Consider the following 15,286-nt stretch of genomic DNA (forward strand, 5'->3'; position numbering starts at 1 on the left):
TGATTTGATAATGATAGTGATTATCGTTATCTATCTTATTTGGCTATGTTAGCATGTGCGCCCATGGAATGGGTAGAAATAGACTCAAGGCTTTGTCATGAATCAAAAATCCTGGCTGCTCAACCTCAGCCTGCTGAAAACGCACCCGGCGTATCGCGCCGTTTTTATCGCTCGCTTTATCTCCATTTTGTCCCTCGGGCTGCTCGGCGTGGCCGTGCCGGTCCAGATCCAGACTATGACCCACTCCAGCTGGCTGGTGGGGTTATCGGTGACGTTAACCGGCGGGGCGATGTTTATCGGCCTGATGGTCGGCGGCGTGCTGGCGGATCGCTACGAGCGCAAGAAGCTGATCCTGCTGGCGCGCGGCACCTGCGGCGTGGGCTTTATCGGGCTGTGTCTGAACGCTATGCTGCCGGAGCCGTCGCTGATCGCCATTTATGCCCTCGGGCTGTGGGACGGTTTCTTTGCCTCCTTAGGCGTGACGGCGCTGCTGGCGGCGACGCCCGCGCTGGTCGGGCGCGATAACCTGATGCAGGCGGGGGCGATCACCATGCTCACCGTGCGTCTGGGCTCGGTGATTTCGCCGATGGTGGGCGGCCTGCTGCTGGCAACCGGCAACGTGGCGTGGAACTACGGGCTGGCGGCGGCGGGGACCTTTATCACCACCCTGACGCTGCTGCGCCTGCCGCTGCTGCCGCCTCCGCCGCAGCCGCGCGAGCATCCGCTGAAATCACTGATGGCCGCTATTTGTTTTCTGTTCAGTAACCCGCTGATTGGCGGCATTGCGCTGCTCGGCGGCCTGCTGACCATGGCGAGCGCCGTGCGCGTGCTCTACCCGGCGCTGGCGGGAGAGTGGCAGATGAGCGCCTCGGAGATTGGCATTCTCTACGCCGCCATTCCGCTCGGTGCGGCCTGCGGGGCGCTGACCAGCGGCAACCTGGCGCAGAGCGCGCGTCCGGGACTGATTATGCTGCTTGCCACGCTGGCCTCGTTTATCGCCATCGGCTTCTTTAGCCTGATGCCGGTCTGGGCGCTCGGGGGGCTGTGTCTGGTGATTTTCGGCTGGCTGAGCGCCATCAGCTCGCTCTTGCAGTACACCCTGATCCAGACCCAGACGCCGGAAGGGATGCTCGGGCGCATCAACGGTCTGTGGACGGCGCAGAACGTCACGGGCGATGCCATCGGCGCGGCGATCCTCGGCGGGCTGGGGGCGATAATGACCCCGGTGGCGTCGGCGAGCAGCAGCGGGTTTACGTTAGCGATGGTTGGTGGGATTTTGTTAGTGGCGTTGGTGGAATTGCGGCGGTTCAGGCAGGAGAGTGTGTTGAACGACGGTGCGGCCTGATGCCCTCACCCCGACCCTCTCCCACAGGGAGAGGGAGGGAAAATGCCTACTTAAACAACGTATTCAATCTGTCTAACATTAACATCGCGCTGTAATAATCCAGGCGGAACGTCTCCGTTCCCAGCGCCCAGACGCGCTTGTTCTTCACCGACGGCAGATGCGCCAGCAGCGGGTTGGCGTAAATCGCCTCCACGTCTTTCTCGTCACCGGCAAACACAAACAGCCCCTCGCCGTTCAGCCCCGTCGCCAGGTTTTCGCCGCCCAGCTGGATAATGTCGTGGCGCTTGCCCTGGCTAGTTGAGGTCTGCAATCCGGCAGGCAGCTCCGCCAGCGCAAAGCCCAGCTGGTGCAGCAGCTTGCCCTGCGCGGATTCCGCGGTCCACAGGTTGGCGCTGTGCGCGGCGGCGGTGTAGACGATGGCATTCACCGGCTGCGGCGGCAGCTTCATCTGCTGTTTCACCTGCGCGAGCTGTTTATCAAACGCGGCAATGCGCTCTGCGGCCTGCTTTTCCTGTCCGGTGATGGTGCCCAGCTGGGTCAGCAGCGCCTGCCAGCTCTTGTCATCGTAGTTAATGATAAGCGTCGGGGCGATGGCGGAGAGCTGATCGTACAGCGCCAGCGCGGAATCCCCGCCGGTGGCGCCGATCAAAATCAGGTCCGGCATCTGGGCGGCAACCGCTTCAGCGCTCGGCTCGCCAATGTACAGTCGTGCAACCTTCCGCTGCTTCGCGATATCACCCCACTGGCGCAGGAAGCCCTGCCCATCAGCCACGCGGTTATTCGGCGTGGTCGCGCCGCTGGCGACGACCGGTGCGTCAATCGCCAGCAGGGAGCCGGTTAAGGTCACGCTGGTGGAGACAATGCGCGTCGGTTTGCTCTCAAGGGTATGCACGCCGCGGCTGTCGGTCACCTGGCGCGGCCAGTCGGCGGCGGTCGCTGAGGTTAGTCCTAAAACAAAAAGGCCTGTTACAAGAAAGGCATTACGGCAAAGGGCAGGGAATTTCACTGAGCGGCATCCTGTTATCGTTGAAGTTAATGCTTCTCATTTTCATGATTGCCGGGAAGGGATGCAAGCGTTTGTCGCACAAGTTATTTGACCGACGGTTGACAGCGGGGCGCTGTGGGATTAGGTTAGCCGACGAAAATATAAATGATAATCATTATTGCTTCTTTTATCATTTTGAGGAGGATGATATGGATACGTCCCTGGCTGAGGAAGTTCAGCACACCGCAACCACGCTCGAATCAGACCGCTTTTTCTTTATGTCGCCTTACCGCAGCTTTACCACGTCCGGCTGCTTTGCCCGCTTCAGTGAACCCGCCGTTGGCGGCGACGATCCGGCGGGGCACTTCCAGCAAAAATTAGCCCAGGCCTTCCAGAATGCGAAAGCCAGCGGCATCGCCCATCCGGTGATGGTAGGGGCTATCCCGTTCGATACCCGCAAGCCATCCTCTCTGTTTATTCCGCAGCGCTGGCAGACCTTTTCCCGTCCGGCGCGTCAGCAGTCTTCACGCTATTTTTCCGGCTCGCAGGCGCTGAAGGTGGAACAACGCACCGAGATCCCGCCGCAGCCCGTCTTCGAAGAGATGGTCGCTCGCGCCGCGTCGCTGACCGCCACACCGCAGGTGAACAAGGTGGTGCTGTCGCGCCTGATTGATATCACGACCGATAAGCACATTGATAGCGGCGCGCTGATGGAGCGCCTGATCGCCCAGAACCCGGCGAGCTTTAACTTCCACGTGCCGCTGGAAGACGGCGGCGTACTGCTCGGCGCCAGCCCGGAGCTGCTGCTGCGCAAAGAGGGTGGGCACTTTAGCTCGCTGCCGCTGGCAGGCTCCGCGCGTCGTCAGCCGGACGACGTGCTTGATCGTGAAGCAGGCAACAAGCTGCTGGCCTCCGAAAAGGACCGTCACGAGCACGACCTGGTGACCCAGGCGATGAAAGCCATTCTGGCACCGCGCAGCCACCATCTCAGCATGCCGGATTCGCCTCAGTTGATTACCACGCCGACGCTGTGGCATCTGGCGACGCCGGTGGAAGGCGAGGCGCGTGAAAATGAAAACGCCCTGACCCTGGCCTGTCTGCTGCACCCGACGCCGGCGCTGAGCGGTTTCCCGCATCAGGTGGCGAAAGACCTGATCGCCGAGCTGGAGCCGTTCGACCGCGAGCTGTTCGGCGGCATCGTCGGCTGGTGCGACAGCGAAGGCAACGGCGAGTGGGTGGTGACCATCCGCTGCGCGCGTCTTCGCGAAAATACCGTTCGCCTGTTTGCCGGTGCGGGCATTGTGCCTGCCTCCTCGCCGGTGGGCGAGTGGCGCGAAACCGGCGTGAAGCTTTCCACCATGCTCAACGTGTTTGGCTTGCACTAAGGAAGACTCATGACCATCCCTTTTACCCGCTGGCCTGAGGAATTCGCCCGCCGCTACCGCGAAAAAGGCTACTGGCAGGATCTGCCGCTGACCCACATCCTGACGGATCGTGCGGATAGCGATGCCGTGGCGATAATCGACGGCGAGCGGCACATCACCTATCGCGCGTTTAATCAGGCGGTGAACAACCTGGCGTCCACCCTTCAGGCACAGGGGCTGCACCGCGGCGAGACGGCGCTGGTGCAGCTTGGCAACGTGGCCGAGTTCTACATCACCTTCTTCGCGCTGCTGCAAATCGGCGTCGCGCCGGTCAACGCGCTCTTTAGCCATCAGCGCAGCGAGCTGAACGCCTACGCGGAGCAGATCAAACCCGCCGTGCTGATTGCCGAACGCGACCACGCGCTGTTCGCGGACGATGAGTTCCTCAACGCCTTTGTGGATGCGCACCGCTCGGCACGGGTCGTACTCCTGCGCGGCGATAAGGGTGACTACGCCCTGGAAGCGGCGATTGCGCGTCAGGCGGACAACTTCATCCCGAACCCGACGCCCGCCGACGAAGTGGCTTTCTTCCAGCTCTCCGGCGGCAGTACCGGCACGCCGAAGCTGATCCCGCGCACGCATAACGACTACGACTACAGCATTCGCCGCAGCAACGAGATCTGCGGCATTACCGCCGAAACCCGTTACCTGAACGCGCTCCCCGCCGCGCATAACTACGCCATGAGTTCGCCGGGAGCGCTGGGCGTCTTCACCGCGGGCGGCAGCGTGGTGCTGGCGAACGATCCGAGCGCGACGCTCTGCTTCCCGCTGATTGAACGGCATCAGATTAACGTCACCTCGCTGGTTCCGCCGGCGGTGAGCCTCTGGCTGCAGGCGATTGCCGACGGCGCGGGCAACGCGCAGCTTAACTCCCTGAAGCTGCTGCAGGTGGGCGGCGCACGCCTCTCCGCCACGCTCGCGGCGCGCATTCCGGCAGAAATCGGCTGCCAGCTTCAGCAGGTGTTCGGCATGGCGGAAGGGCTGGTGAACTACACCGCGCTCGACGACGCGCCGGAGCGCATCATCAACACCCAGGGCCGCCCGATGTGCCCGGACGACGAAGTGTGGGTGGCGGACGAGCACGGCAATCCGCTGCCGCGCGGGGAGGTCGGACGCCTGATGACGCGCGGCCCGTATACCTTCCGCGGCTATTTCAACAGCCCGGAACACAACGCCAGCGCCTTCGACGCCGACGGCTTTTACTGCTCCGGGGATCTGATCGCCATTGACGAGCAGGGCTACATCACCGTGCAGGGACGCGAGAAGGATCAGATCAACCGCGGCGGCGAGAAGATTGCTGCCGAAGAGATCGAGAACCTGCTGCTGCGCCATGAGGCGGTGATCCACGCCGCGCTGGTGAGCATGGAGGACAGCCTGCTGGGTGAGAAGAGCTGCGCGTATCTGGTGGTGAAACAGCCCCTGCGCGCGGTCGAGGTGCGTCGCTTCCTGCGCGAGCAGGGCGTTGCCGAATTCAAGCTGCCGGACCGCGTGGAGAGCGTGGATGCGCTCCCGCTGACGCCGGTCGGCAAAGTCGATAAGAAACAGTTGCGCCTGTGGCTTGCTGAACGCGCCCGGGGCTGAGGAAAAGAATATGGCCATTCCAAAATTAACCGCTTACGCGCTGCCGACCGCCGCAGAGTTGCCGACCAGCAAGGTGAACTGGGCGTTTGAGCCCGAGCGCGCGGCGCTGCTGATCCACGATATGCAGGAGTATTTCCTGAACTTCTGGGGCGAAAACAGCGAGATGATGCAGCAGGTGGTGGCGAATATCGCCAGACTGCGCGCCTTCTGCAAAGCGCACAATATTCCGGTGTACTACACCGCCCAGCCGAAAGAGCAGAGCGATGAAGACCGCGCCCTGCTGAACGACATGTGGGGGCCGGGCCTGACCCGCTCTCCGGAGCAGCAGCGCATCGTCGCAGGGCTGGCGCCGGACGAAGCGGACACGGTGCTGGTGAAGTGGCGCTATAGCGCGTTCCACCGCTCGCCGCTGGAGCAGATGCTGAAAGAAACGGGCCGCAACCAGCTGCTGATTACCGGCGTGTACGCCCACATCGGTTGCATGACCACTGCCACCGACGCCTTTATGCGCGACATTAAGCCATTCTTCATTGCCGACGCGCTCGCGGATTTCACCCGTGACGAACACCTGATGTCGCTGAACTATGTGGCCGGACGCTCGGGCCGCGTGGTGATGACCGACGAGCTGCTGCCGTCCATTCCGGCATCGAAGGCCGCGCTGCGCGAGCTGATCCTGCCGCTGCTGGACGAGTCCGACGAGCCGATGGATGACGAAAACCTGATCGACTACGGCCTGGACTCGGTACGCATGATGGCGCTGGCCGCCCGCTGGCGCAAAGTACACGGCGATATCGACTTCGTGATGCTGGCAAAAAATCCAACAATCGACGCCTGGTGGGCGCTGCTTTCCCGCGAGGTGAAGTGATGGGACTGGATTTCACCGGTAAAACCGTCTGGGTGACGGGCGCGGGGAAGGGGATTGGCTACGCGACGGCTCTGGCGTTCGCCGAAGCCGGCGCGCAGGTGACCGGGTTCGATCTGGCGTTTCCGCAGGATGATTACCCGTTCGCCACCGAAACGCTGGACGTGGCGAACGCCGCGCAGGTGCATGAGGTGTGCGGGCGCGTGCTGACAACGCTTGAGCGTCTGGACGTGCTGGTCAACGCGGCGGGCATTCTGCGCATGGGGGCAACGGACCAGCTCTCGCAGGAGGACTGGCAGCAGACCTTCGCGGTCAACGTCGGCGGCGCGTTCAATCTGTTCCAGCTGACCATGGGCCAGTTCCGCCGTCAGCAGGGCGGGGCGATTGTTACCGTGGCGTCCGATGCGGCGCACACGCCGCGCATCGGCATGAGCGCCTATGGCGCATCGAAAGCGGCGCTGAAAAGCCTGGCCCTGACCGTCGGGCTGGAGCTGGCAGGCTGCGGCGTGCGCTGTAATCTGGTGTCGCCGGGCTCAACGGATACCGATATGCAGCGCATCCTGTGGAAAAGCGACGATGCGGAGCAGCAGCGCATCCGCGGCTTCGGCGAGCAGTTTAAGCTCGGCATTCCGCTGGGCAAAATCGCCCGTCCGCAGGAGATTGCCAGCACGGTGCTGTTCCTGGCATCCGATGCCGCCAGCCATATCACCCTGCAGGATATTGTGGTGGACGGCGGCTCCACGCTAGGGGCGTAAGATGATCTGGAAACGTCATATACCGCTCGAGGAGCTGAACGCGACCAGCCTGAACACCCTGGTGGCGCATCTCGGCATTGTCTATACCCGTATCGGCGACGACACGCTGGAAGCGGAGATGCCGGTGGATGCGCGTACCCACCAGCCGTTTGGCCTGCTGCACGGCGGCGCGTCGGCGGCGCTGGCGGAAACGCTGGGCTCAATGGCCGGTTTTCTGATGACCCGCGACGGGCAGAGCGTGGTGGGGACGGAGCTGAACGCCACGCACCATCGCGCGGTCTCCCACGGTAAGGTGCGCGGGGTGTGCCAGCCGCTGCATCTTGGGCGTTCGAGCCAAAGCTGGGAGATCGTGGTCTTCGACGAGCAGGGGCGGCGGTGCTGCACCTGCCGGCTGAGTACGATGGTGTTGGGCTAGCCCAGGCAGATCAAAGTGATCGGCTTAACACTGTGGTGTAAATCTCTGGTTTGACCACGCATTATTGCGTTTCAAAGTTGTTAAATTTTTCCGGTTGTTCTAGAAACAAAATGTAACATCTCACTGTTTCACAACAACGGACAACAACTATGAACAACTCAGGGAAATACCTTACATGGGCAGGGCTCTCCGTTGTGGGAGCCTTTGCCCTGGGCTATATCGCCCTCAACCGGGGGGAGCAGATCAACGCGCTCTGGATCGTTGTCGCCTCCGTCTGCATTTATCTGATCGCGTACCGTTTTTATGGCCGCTATATCGCAAAGAACGTGTTAGGCGTTGATGCGACGCGCATGACGCCAGCCGTCCGCCACAACGACGGGCTGGACTACGTGCCGACCGACAAGAAAGTGCTGTTCGGTCACCATTTTGCGGCGATTGCCGGGGCAGGCCCGCTGGTGGGTCCGGTGCTGGCGGCGCAAATGGGTTACCTGCCGGGGATGATCTGGATCCTCGCCGGGGTGGTATTGGCGGGGGCGGTACAGGACTTTATGGTGCTGTTTGTCTCCACCCGCCGCGACGGACGTTCGCTGGGTGAGCTGGTGAAAGAGGAGATGGGGGCCACCGCCGGGGTGATTGCGCTGGTGGCGACCTTTATGATCATGGTAATCATCCTCGCGGTGCTGGCGATGATCGTGGTGAAAGCGCTGACCCACAGCCCGTGGGGAACCTATACCGTTGCCTTTACCATTCCGCTGGCGCTGTTCATGGGGATCTACATTCGCTACCTGCGTCCGGGCCGCATTGGTGAAGTGTCGGTGATTGGTCTGGTATTCCTGGTGTTCGCCATTATCTCCGGCGGCTGGGTGGCGGAAAGCCCGACCTGGGCGCCGTTCTTCGACTTTACCGGCGTACAGCTGACCTGGATGCTGGTGGGCTACGGCTTTGTGGCGGCGGTGCTGCCGGTGTGGCTGCTGCTGGCCCCGCGTGACTACCTCTCTACCTTCCTGAAAATCGGCACCATCATTGGGCTGGCGATCGGCATTCTGATTATGCGCCCGACCCTGACCATGCCTGCGTTAACCAAATTTATCGACGGCACTGGCCCGGTCTGGACCGGAAACCTGTTCCCGTTCCTGTTTATCACCATCGCCTGCGGCGCGGTGTCCGGCTTCCACGCGCTGATCGCCTCCGGGACGACGCCGAAGATGCTGGCGAACGAAAATCAGGCCTGCCTGATTGGCTACGGCGGCATGCTGATGGAGTCCTTCGTCGCCATCATGGCGCTGGTCTCGGCCTGTATCATCGACCCGGGCGTGTACTTCGCGATGAACAGCCCGATGGCGGTCCTGGCGCCGGCTGGAACCGTTGACGTGGTGGCATCCGCCGCGCAGGTGGTGAGCGGCTGGGGCTTTGCGATTACCCCTGATACGTTGACGAGCATCGCCAGTGAAGTGGGCGAGCAGTCGATTATCTCCCGTGCGGGCGGGGCGCCGACGCTGGCGGTCGGCATGGCCTACATCCTGCACGGCGCGCTGGGCGGGCTGATGGACGTGTCGTTCTGGTATCACTTCGCCATCCTGTTCGAGGCGCTGTTTATCCTGACTGCGGTGGATGCGGGAACCCGTGCGGCGCGCTTTATGCTGCAGGACCTGCTGGGGGTGATCTCCCCGAACCTGAAGCGTACCGATTCGCTCCCGGCTAACCTGCTGGCGACGGCGCTGTGCGTGCTGGCATGGGGCTACTTCCTGCATCAGGGCGTGGTCGACCCGCTGGGCGGGATTAACACCCTGTGGCCGCTGTTTGGTATCGCCAACCAGATGCTGGCAGGCATGGCGCTGATGCTCTGCGCGGTGGTGCTATTCAAGATGAAGCGCCAGCGTTACGCCTGGGTGGCATTAGTGCCAACCGCATGGCTGCTGATCTGTACCCTGACTGCAGGCTGGCAGAAAGCCTTCAGCCCGGACAACAAAGTGGGCTTCCTGGCGATCGCCAACAAGTTCCAGGCGATGATCGACAGCGGTAAGATCCCGGCGCAGTACACCGAGTCGCAGCTGTCTCAGCTGGTGTTTAACAACCGTCTGGACGCCGGGCTGACCATCTTCTTTATGGTGGTGGTCGTGGTGCTGGCGTTGTATTCTCTCAAGACCGCGCTGGCGGCGTTGAAAAACGATAAGCCAACGGCGAAAGAGACGCCGTACGAGCCAATGCCTGAAAACCTGGAAGAGATTGTGACCCAGGCGAAAGGGGCGCACTAACCTTTGTGCCGGGTGGCGGCTTCGCCTTACCCGGCCTACATTCCCTGTGAGATCAGAATCATGTTCGACACCCTTTCCAAAGCCGGTAAGTACCTGGGCCAGGCCGCCAAAATGATGATTGGCGTGCCGGACTACGACAACTACGTCGAGCATATGCGCGTCAACCATCCGGACCAGACGCCAATGACCTATGAAGAATTTTTCCGTGACCGCCAGGACGCCCGTTACGGCGGCAAGGGCGGAGCGAAGTGCTGTTAACCCTCTTTCGGAAGATAGAGGCTGATCTGCTCCTGCTTACAGCCGTAGATCGCCGCCAGCTTTTCACGGGTGCGCTTTTGCGGACGGGAGTCCAGCGCTTCCAGCTGTGACACGGCGGACTGGCTGATACCGAGTTTCTCCGCCACCTCCTGCTGGGATAACCCACGCAGGATACGCCACGCGGCCTGCAGGCTGACGTTCTCGCTATGCATGATGTCGCACACTTCACCCGGTAAACCTACGTTATCGTAGATATCTGATTCGTAAGGGATGTCTTCCCAGTCGTTTTCATCATCGTCATCATACTCAAGCATGGCTAAACGCATGCGAAAATATTCACCGTAGGGAATGACAACATACTGTTTTTTTCCTTCTTCATCCTTGATGAACTGAATAGTCATATTCCGTATGCTCCTCATGAAGGTAGGTGGTGGTTGTCCGGCGTTTTACCGCCACTACGTAACAGGTATCACCTGGCGGGTCTCCGAAGGTGTAAATGACCCTGTAATCACCTAATCGCAACCTGTAGTGGTTTTCGGGAGAAGATAATTTCTTGATATCCGCGGCAGGTGATGTTTTATCATCCATCTTCTCCAGCCTGAATTTAATGCGGTTCTGATATCGCGTATCGATTTTAGAAAATTGCTTCTCTGCTGTTTTTGACCAGACAATCTTCATCCGTACCTCCACTGTACGCCCACACAGAATATAAGGAAATAATAAGACTATTAGATAAATTCCGAATTTCTAATGGGGTACTGTAGAGCGGAGAAAAACCGGAAGAAAGCGGCAAAACGGGAACCGTCGAGGGTGCTCGGGAAGGCCTCTGCCGGACGACAGAGGCTTGCAGGAAATGTGCGATCAGGCGTTCAAACCACCGTCCACGTCCAGACCGGTACCGGAGATCTGCCCGGCAGCCGGGCTGGCGAGGAAGGTGACCGCCGCCGCGATGTCTTCCGGCTGGCCGTAGTGACCGACCGCAATCATCTGGCGCTGGGCTTCCGCCTGTTCGCCGTCTTCCGGGTTCATATCGCTGTTGGTGGGGCCGGGGTGCACCAGGTTTACGGTAATGCCGCGCGGTCCTAAATCACGGGCCAGACCGCGGGTGAGGGAGTTAAGAGCGGACTTCGTCATCGAGTAAACGGCAATGCCCGGCATCGCCACGCGGTTTGCCAGACAGCTGCCGATGTTGATGATGCGCCCGCCGTCGGACATGTGCACCAGCGCTTCCTGAATGGCGATCACCACGCCGCGGATGTTGACGTTGATAAGGGCGTCAATATCTGCCAGCGTCATGGACTCCAGCGGGCCGCCGCGCGCGATCCCGGCATTGTTGACCAGAATGTCCAGCCCGCCAAGGGAACGTGCCGCATGGGTGACGGCATCCTGAATCGCCTGCGCACTGGCGCTGTCCGCCTGCACGGCTTCGCTGTGTCGTCCCAGCGCCTTAATCTCATCGGCGACCGCCTGGGCTTTATCGGCAGATTTTTCATACGTAATAATCACATCCGCACCGGCGCGCGCCAGCGAGAGTGCAATAGCCCGACCCAACCCGCGGCTGGCACCGGTAACCAGCGCCTTTTTACCTGTTAAATCGATCTGCATGATGACCTCGTTGCAAGAGTAGAAAGAATCATCATTAGGTATAGCCTGTCGGCGCGATTAACGGCTGAAGGATTCCACTTTCTCAAACGCGGCGCGCAGAACGTCAGGCGTTAACGCAACCGGTAGATAGTGAATCGACTCCACCGGGCGCAGGGTGTGGGCAATGACCTTATCCAGCGCTTCCCGGTTATTGATGTCGACGTCCAGCTCGCGAAGCGTGGTCGGCAGGTTAAAGCGCTGGTACGCCGTCACCAGTTGCGCCAGCACGTCGTCCTGGCCGAGCAGGGCGCTCTGCACCAGAATGCCGTAGGCCACCTTGGTACCGTGCAGGTATTTTTCCGTCTGCGGCAGCACGGTTAAACCGTTGTGCACCGCATGCGCCGCCGCCACGCGGGTATAGCGTTCGCCCAACCCGCCGACCATCCCGCCGCCGGCGATAATCGCATCCACCACGTCCCGAAACGCCTGCGTCTGTTCGCCGCGCTGCTGGTCGGCCAGTGCTTCCTCACTGTGCTCCAGCAGCACGTCGCGGATCGCCAGCGCGCCGTTGATGCCCAGCCGCACGGTCAGCGGCAGGTTCTGCGGCTCAGGTGCCAACACAACCGCTTCGTACCACTTCGCCAGCGTATCGCCGATGCCCGCCAGCAGGTATTCCGCCGGGGCGTTAAGGACGATCTGCGGCTCTACCAGCACCAGGAAGTTGGCGTCGTCGAAGATCTCAAAATGCAGCGCCTGACCTGCATCGTTGTACCAGACGGAGAGCGGGGTCCACGCCGCGCAGGTGGCGGCAACGGTGGGGATGCCCACGAACGGCACGCCCAGACGACGCGCCACGGCCTTGACGGTATCCAGTACCGCACCACCGCCGACGCCAATCACCACGCTGGCGTCACTGCCGGATTCGTTCACCAGATGGGTGACGTCGCGCTCGCTGCAGTGGCCTTTAAACAGCAGGTGTTTCGCCCCCGGCGCGTGAAAGCTCTCAGGCAGGAAAGGGCGCGCGCCGTCGATAGCGCGCTCGCCGTAGATCCACACCGCGCGGGAAAGCTGTTCCGGGGTAAAGAAGTCATTCAGATGCGCAAGGCTTCCGGGATGGGAGAAGTAGTTCGCCGGGCCAGGCACGACGCGGATATCGGTGTTGCTCATGGTGTTGTCCTTTTTTAGCAAGCGCTAACCCGATGTTATGTCTGGACATCCGGATGGCTAATAATATTTCGCTTTAACTTATGCCTTTTCCTTCGTTGTCAGTCAACCGGAGCTGTGAAAAATTCGATAAATCAGAAGAGTAATGAAGGATTTACGCGGATGGTTTCCAGTCGCCTTGAAATGCGCAGTATCAGCCTGGCCTTTTCCGGCTTTCAGGCGCTGTCGCGCGTGAACTTCACCTTAACCGGCGGATCGGTACATGCGCTGACCGGCGCCAACGGCGCGGGGAAATCGACGCTGATGGCGGTGCTGTGCGGGACGCACGACCACTATGAAGGCGAAATCTCCATCAATAACCAGCCGGTAAGCATCCGCGAACCGCTCGATGCCAAACGGCTGGGGATCCACCTCGTGCAGCAGGAAGTGGACGTGGCGCTGATCCCGGGATTAAGCATCGCCGAGAACATCATGCTCGACCAGCTGGCGCAGCCGGGGCATCGCTTCCGCTGGCGTGCAATCCGCCAGCAGGCGAGACAGGCGCTGGCGCAGCTGGATGTCTCTCTGGACGTACGCCGTTCCATCGACAGCTGCACGCTTGCCGAAAAGCAGCAGATTTTGCTGGCGCGCGCCCTGTCCCATCACTGCCGTTTTTTGATTCTTGATGAGCCCACCGCGCCGCTGGACGCGCACGAGAGCGAGCGCCTGTTTGGCGTGGTGAGACGGTTAAAGCAGCAGGGCATCGGCGTGGTGTTTATCTCCCACCGCATTCACGAGCTGAAGGCCATCTGCGACACCCTGACGGTGCTGCGCGACGGCAAGCTGATCGAGTCCGGCCCTATGGCCGATCTTAGCGGCGAAGCGATCGTCGAGAAGATGCTCGGCCACGTGCTGAGCGATATCTACCCGCCCGCTCGGCCGCCGCACGGCGACGAAACGCTGCTGCGGGTGGAAGGTCTGCATGACGACGCGCTGCTGAAAGATATCTCCCTGCACCTGCGCAAAGGCGAAATTCTCGGGATTGCCGGGCTGGCGGGGGCGGGGAAAACCGAACTCTGCAAGGCGCTGTTTGGCGCCAGCAAAAGCCGCGTGGCGCGCGGTGAGTTGAATCAACAGCCCTGGCAGCCGCGCGACCCGGCCGATTCGGTGCTGCGCGGCCTGGCGCTGGTGCCGGAGGAGCGGCGCAAAGAGGGCATTTTTATCGACGAGCCGGTGAGCATGAACCTTGCCGTGTGCGCCGATAACAGCTTCTCGCGCTGGAGCCTGTTTGGCCATCGTCAGGCGTGGCGCTGGGCGGAGGAGGTGATTGCCCGCGTCGGCGTGCGCGCCCGCGGTCCCGGGCAGGTTTTGCGACGTCTCTCCGGCGGCAACCAGCAGAAGGTCGCCATCGGCAAGTGGCTGCGCAATGATGCGAGCGTGCTGATCTTCGACGAGCCAACCAAAGGCGTGGACGTGAAGGCCAAAACCGATCTGTTCCAGCTGATTGACGGCCTGGCGCGCGAGGGCAAAGGGGTCATTTACGCCTCGGGCGAGTTTGCCGAGCTGGTCGGGCTGTGCGACCGCATCTGCGTGCTGTGGGACGGGCGCATCGTGGCGGAAATCGCCGGAGCCGAGGCCCGTGAAGAGACACTACTTTATTATTCAACCGGAGGAACGGCGTCGTGAGCAAGGCCCTTTCAGTAAACGCGACGGCGTCTGGCCGTCAGCAGATTTTCGATTTTCTCTACAAGTGGGGCATGCTGTTAACCGTCGTCGCGCTGGTGGCCGTCTTTGGCCTGGCGTCGGACAGCTTCCTCGATCCGAACAACATCATCAATATTCTGCGCTCAATCGCCATCGTGACGGTGATTGCCGTTGGCGTGTCGATATCATTGACCATTGGCGGGTTCGATCTCTCCGTGGGATCGACCGCCTCACTGGCGAATGCGCTGGTGATTTCCCTGTTCGTCTGGCACGGCTTTGGTACCACCGAGTCGATTCTGATCACCCTCGCGCTCTGCACGCTGGTGGGGCTGTTTAACGCCTTTCTTATCGTCATCCTGCGCATTCCGGACATGCTCGCGACGCTGGCCAGCCTGTTTGTGATCCAGGGCGTGGCGATGACCTACAGCTACGGCGGGTCGATTACCGAGAACATGGTGCTGCCGAGCGGTGACATGGCGGAAGGCACCATTCCGGCGGCGTTCAGCCTGCTGGGGCAGGTGCCGACGATTGTGATCATCATGCTGGTGGTGACGGTTCTGGCGCAGCTGGGGCTGTCGCTCACCACTCACGGTCGTCGGATGTACGCCATTGGCGGCAACCCGGAAGCCGCGCGTCTCTCGGGGATTCGCACCACCCGCTACAAGGTGGCGGCCTACGTGATTGCCTCCCTGCTTGCGGGCCTGGGCGGGATTTTGCTGGCCTCGCGCATCGGCTCGTCGCAGGTAAACGCGGGCGGCGGTTACCTGATGGATGCGGTGGCGGCGGCGTGGATTGGCTTCTCGCTGGCCGGGTCCGGCAAGCCGAATGCGCTGGGGACGCTGGTCGGGGCGGTTATTCTCGGCGTGCTGTCGAACGGGCTGGTGATGCTCTCCGTGCCGTATTACGCCATGGACATTATAAAAGGGCTGGTGCTCGCGGTAGCGCTGGCGATTACGTACATACAAAAACGCTGAC

The 15,286-nt window shown here is 61.3% G+C and carries 15 protein-coding genes; 10 read left to right on the top strand and 5 right to left on the bottom strand.

What is annotated here, in order from left to right:
* Window positions 1-97: 97 nt before the first annotated feature.
* Complete coding sequence (gene entS / locus ACMGG5_RS11995) at window positions 98-1,345, top strand: enterobactin transporter EntS (RefSeq protein ID WP_420277913.1); 1,248 nt, start codon at window positions 98-100, stop codon at window positions 1,343-1,345.
* Window positions 1,346-1,391: 46 nt separating this feature from the next.
* Here the strand turns inward: entS and fepB are convergent, their stop codons facing one another.
* On the bottom strand, window positions 1,392-2,351 hold the full coding sequence (fepB, locus tag ACMGG5_RS12000) for a Fe2+-enterobactin ABC transporter substrate-binding protein (protein WP_420277914.1): 960 nt from the start codon (window positions 2,349-2,351) through the stop codon (window positions 1,392-1,394).
* A gap of 188 nt (window positions 2,352-2,539) precedes the next feature.
* Between fepB and entC the strand changes: the two genes are divergently transcribed.
* The 7 genes from entC (at window position 2,540) to ACMGG5_RS12035 (ending at window position 9,880) form a co-directional block, all read left to right on the top strand.
* Window positions 2,540-3,715: an isochorismate synthase EntC gene (gene entC / locus ACMGG5_RS12005; protein ID WP_420277915.1), complete on the top strand. Its 1,176-nt coding sequence runs from the start codon at window positions 2,540-2,542 to the stop codon at window positions 3,713-3,715.
* 9 nt (window positions 3,716-3,724) lie between these two features.
* Window positions 3,725-5,335 (top strand): (2,3-dihydroxybenzoyl)adenylate synthase EntE, encoded by a 1,611-nt coding sequence (entE, locus tag ACMGG5_RS12010; RefSeq protein ID WP_420277916.1) that lies wholly within the window; start codon window positions 3,725-3,727, stop codon window positions 5,333-5,335.
* A 10-nt stretch (window positions 5,336-5,345) separates the two neighbouring features.
* Window positions 5,346-6,200 carry an isochorismatase family protein gene (locus tag ACMGG5_RS12015; RefSeq protein ID WP_420277917.1) on the top strand — a complete coding sequence of 285 codons (855 nt, stop codon included), beginning with the start codon at window positions 5,346-5,348 and terminating at the stop codon, window positions 6,198-6,200.
* 5 nt (window positions 6,201-6,205) lie between these two features.
* A complete protein-coding gene (gene entA / locus ACMGG5_RS12020; protein WP_420278617.1) occupies window positions 6,206-6,952 on the top strand; it encodes a 2,3-dihydro-2,3-dihydroxybenzoate dehydrogenase EntA in 747 nt (248 codons plus the stop codon).
* Window position 6,953: 1 nt separating this feature from the next.
* Window positions 6,954-7,367: a proofreading thioesterase EntH gene (gene entH / locus ACMGG5_RS12025; RefSeq protein WP_048993150.1), complete on the top strand. Its 414-nt coding sequence runs from the start codon at window positions 6,954-6,956 to the stop codon at window positions 7,365-7,367.
* 149 nt (window positions 7,368-7,516) lie between these two features.
* Window positions 7,517-9,622: a pyruvate/proton symporter CstA gene (gene cstA, locus ACMGG5_RS12030; RefSeq protein ID WP_024906987.1), complete on the top strand. Its 2,106-nt coding sequence runs from the start codon at window positions 7,517-7,519 to the stop codon at window positions 9,620-9,622.
* Between the two features lie 60 nt (window positions 9,623-9,682).
* Window positions 9,683-9,880, top strand: a complete 198-nt coding sequence (locus ACMGG5_RS12035; RefSeq protein WP_006809671.1) for a YbdD/YjiX family protein — start codon at window positions 9,683-9,685, stop codon at window positions 9,878-9,880.
* Here ACMGG5_RS12035 and ACMGG5_RS12040 read toward each other — a convergent pair.
* The 4 genes from ACMGG5_RS12040 to ACMGG5_RS12055 form a co-directional block, all read right to left on the bottom strand.
* Entirely contained in the window at window positions 9,877-10,281 is a 405-nt protein-coding gene (locus ACMGG5_RS12040; protein ID WP_023305666.1) for a helix-turn-helix domain-containing protein, read from the bottom strand. The two genes, ACMGG5_RS12035 and ACMGG5_RS12040, sit on opposite strands and share 4 nt — an antisense overlap.
* Window positions 10,256-10,558: a type II toxin-antitoxin system RelE family toxin gene (locus ACMGG5_RS12045; protein WP_267217083.1), complete on the bottom strand. Its 303-nt coding sequence runs from the start codon at window positions 10,556-10,558 to the stop codon at window positions 10,256-10,258. Before ACMGG5_RS12045 ends, ACMGG5_RS12040 begins: the two co-directional genes overlap by 26 nt.
* Window positions 10,559-10,741: 183 nt before the next feature.
* A complete protein-coding gene (locus ACMGG5_RS12050; protein WP_024906989.1) occupies window positions 10,742-11,485 on the bottom strand; it encodes an SDR family NAD(P)-dependent oxidoreductase in 744 nt (247 codons plus the stop codon).
* Between the two features lie 57 nt (window positions 11,486-11,542).
* Window positions 11,543-12,631 (bottom strand): oxidoreductase, encoded by a 1,089-nt coding sequence (locus ACMGG5_RS12055; RefSeq protein ID WP_024906990.1) that lies wholly within the window; start codon window positions 12,629-12,631, stop codon window positions 11,543-11,545.
* Window positions 12,632-12,790: 159 nt separating this feature from the next.
* Between ACMGG5_RS12055 and ACMGG5_RS12060 the strand changes: the two genes are divergently transcribed.
* Window positions 12,791-14,293 (top strand): sugar ABC transporter ATP-binding protein, encoded by a 1,503-nt coding sequence (locus tag ACMGG5_RS12060; RefSeq protein WP_090417837.1) that lies wholly within the window; start codon window positions 12,791-12,793, stop codon window positions 14,291-14,293.
* Complete coding sequence (locus ACMGG5_RS12065; protein WP_024906992.1) at window positions 14,290-15,285, top strand: ABC transporter permease; 996 nt, start codon at window positions 14,290-14,292, stop codon at window positions 15,283-15,285. Before ACMGG5_RS12060 ends, ACMGG5_RS12065 begins: the two co-directional genes overlap by 4 nt.
* Window position 15,286: the final 1 nt, after the last annotated feature.

It is taken from the genome of Enterobacter sp. BNK-34 (assembly GCF_048684445.1).
Classification (GTDB): Bacteria; Pseudomonadota; Gammaproteobacteria; order Enterobacterales; family Enterobacteriaceae; genus Enterobacter; species Enterobacter pseudoroggenkampii.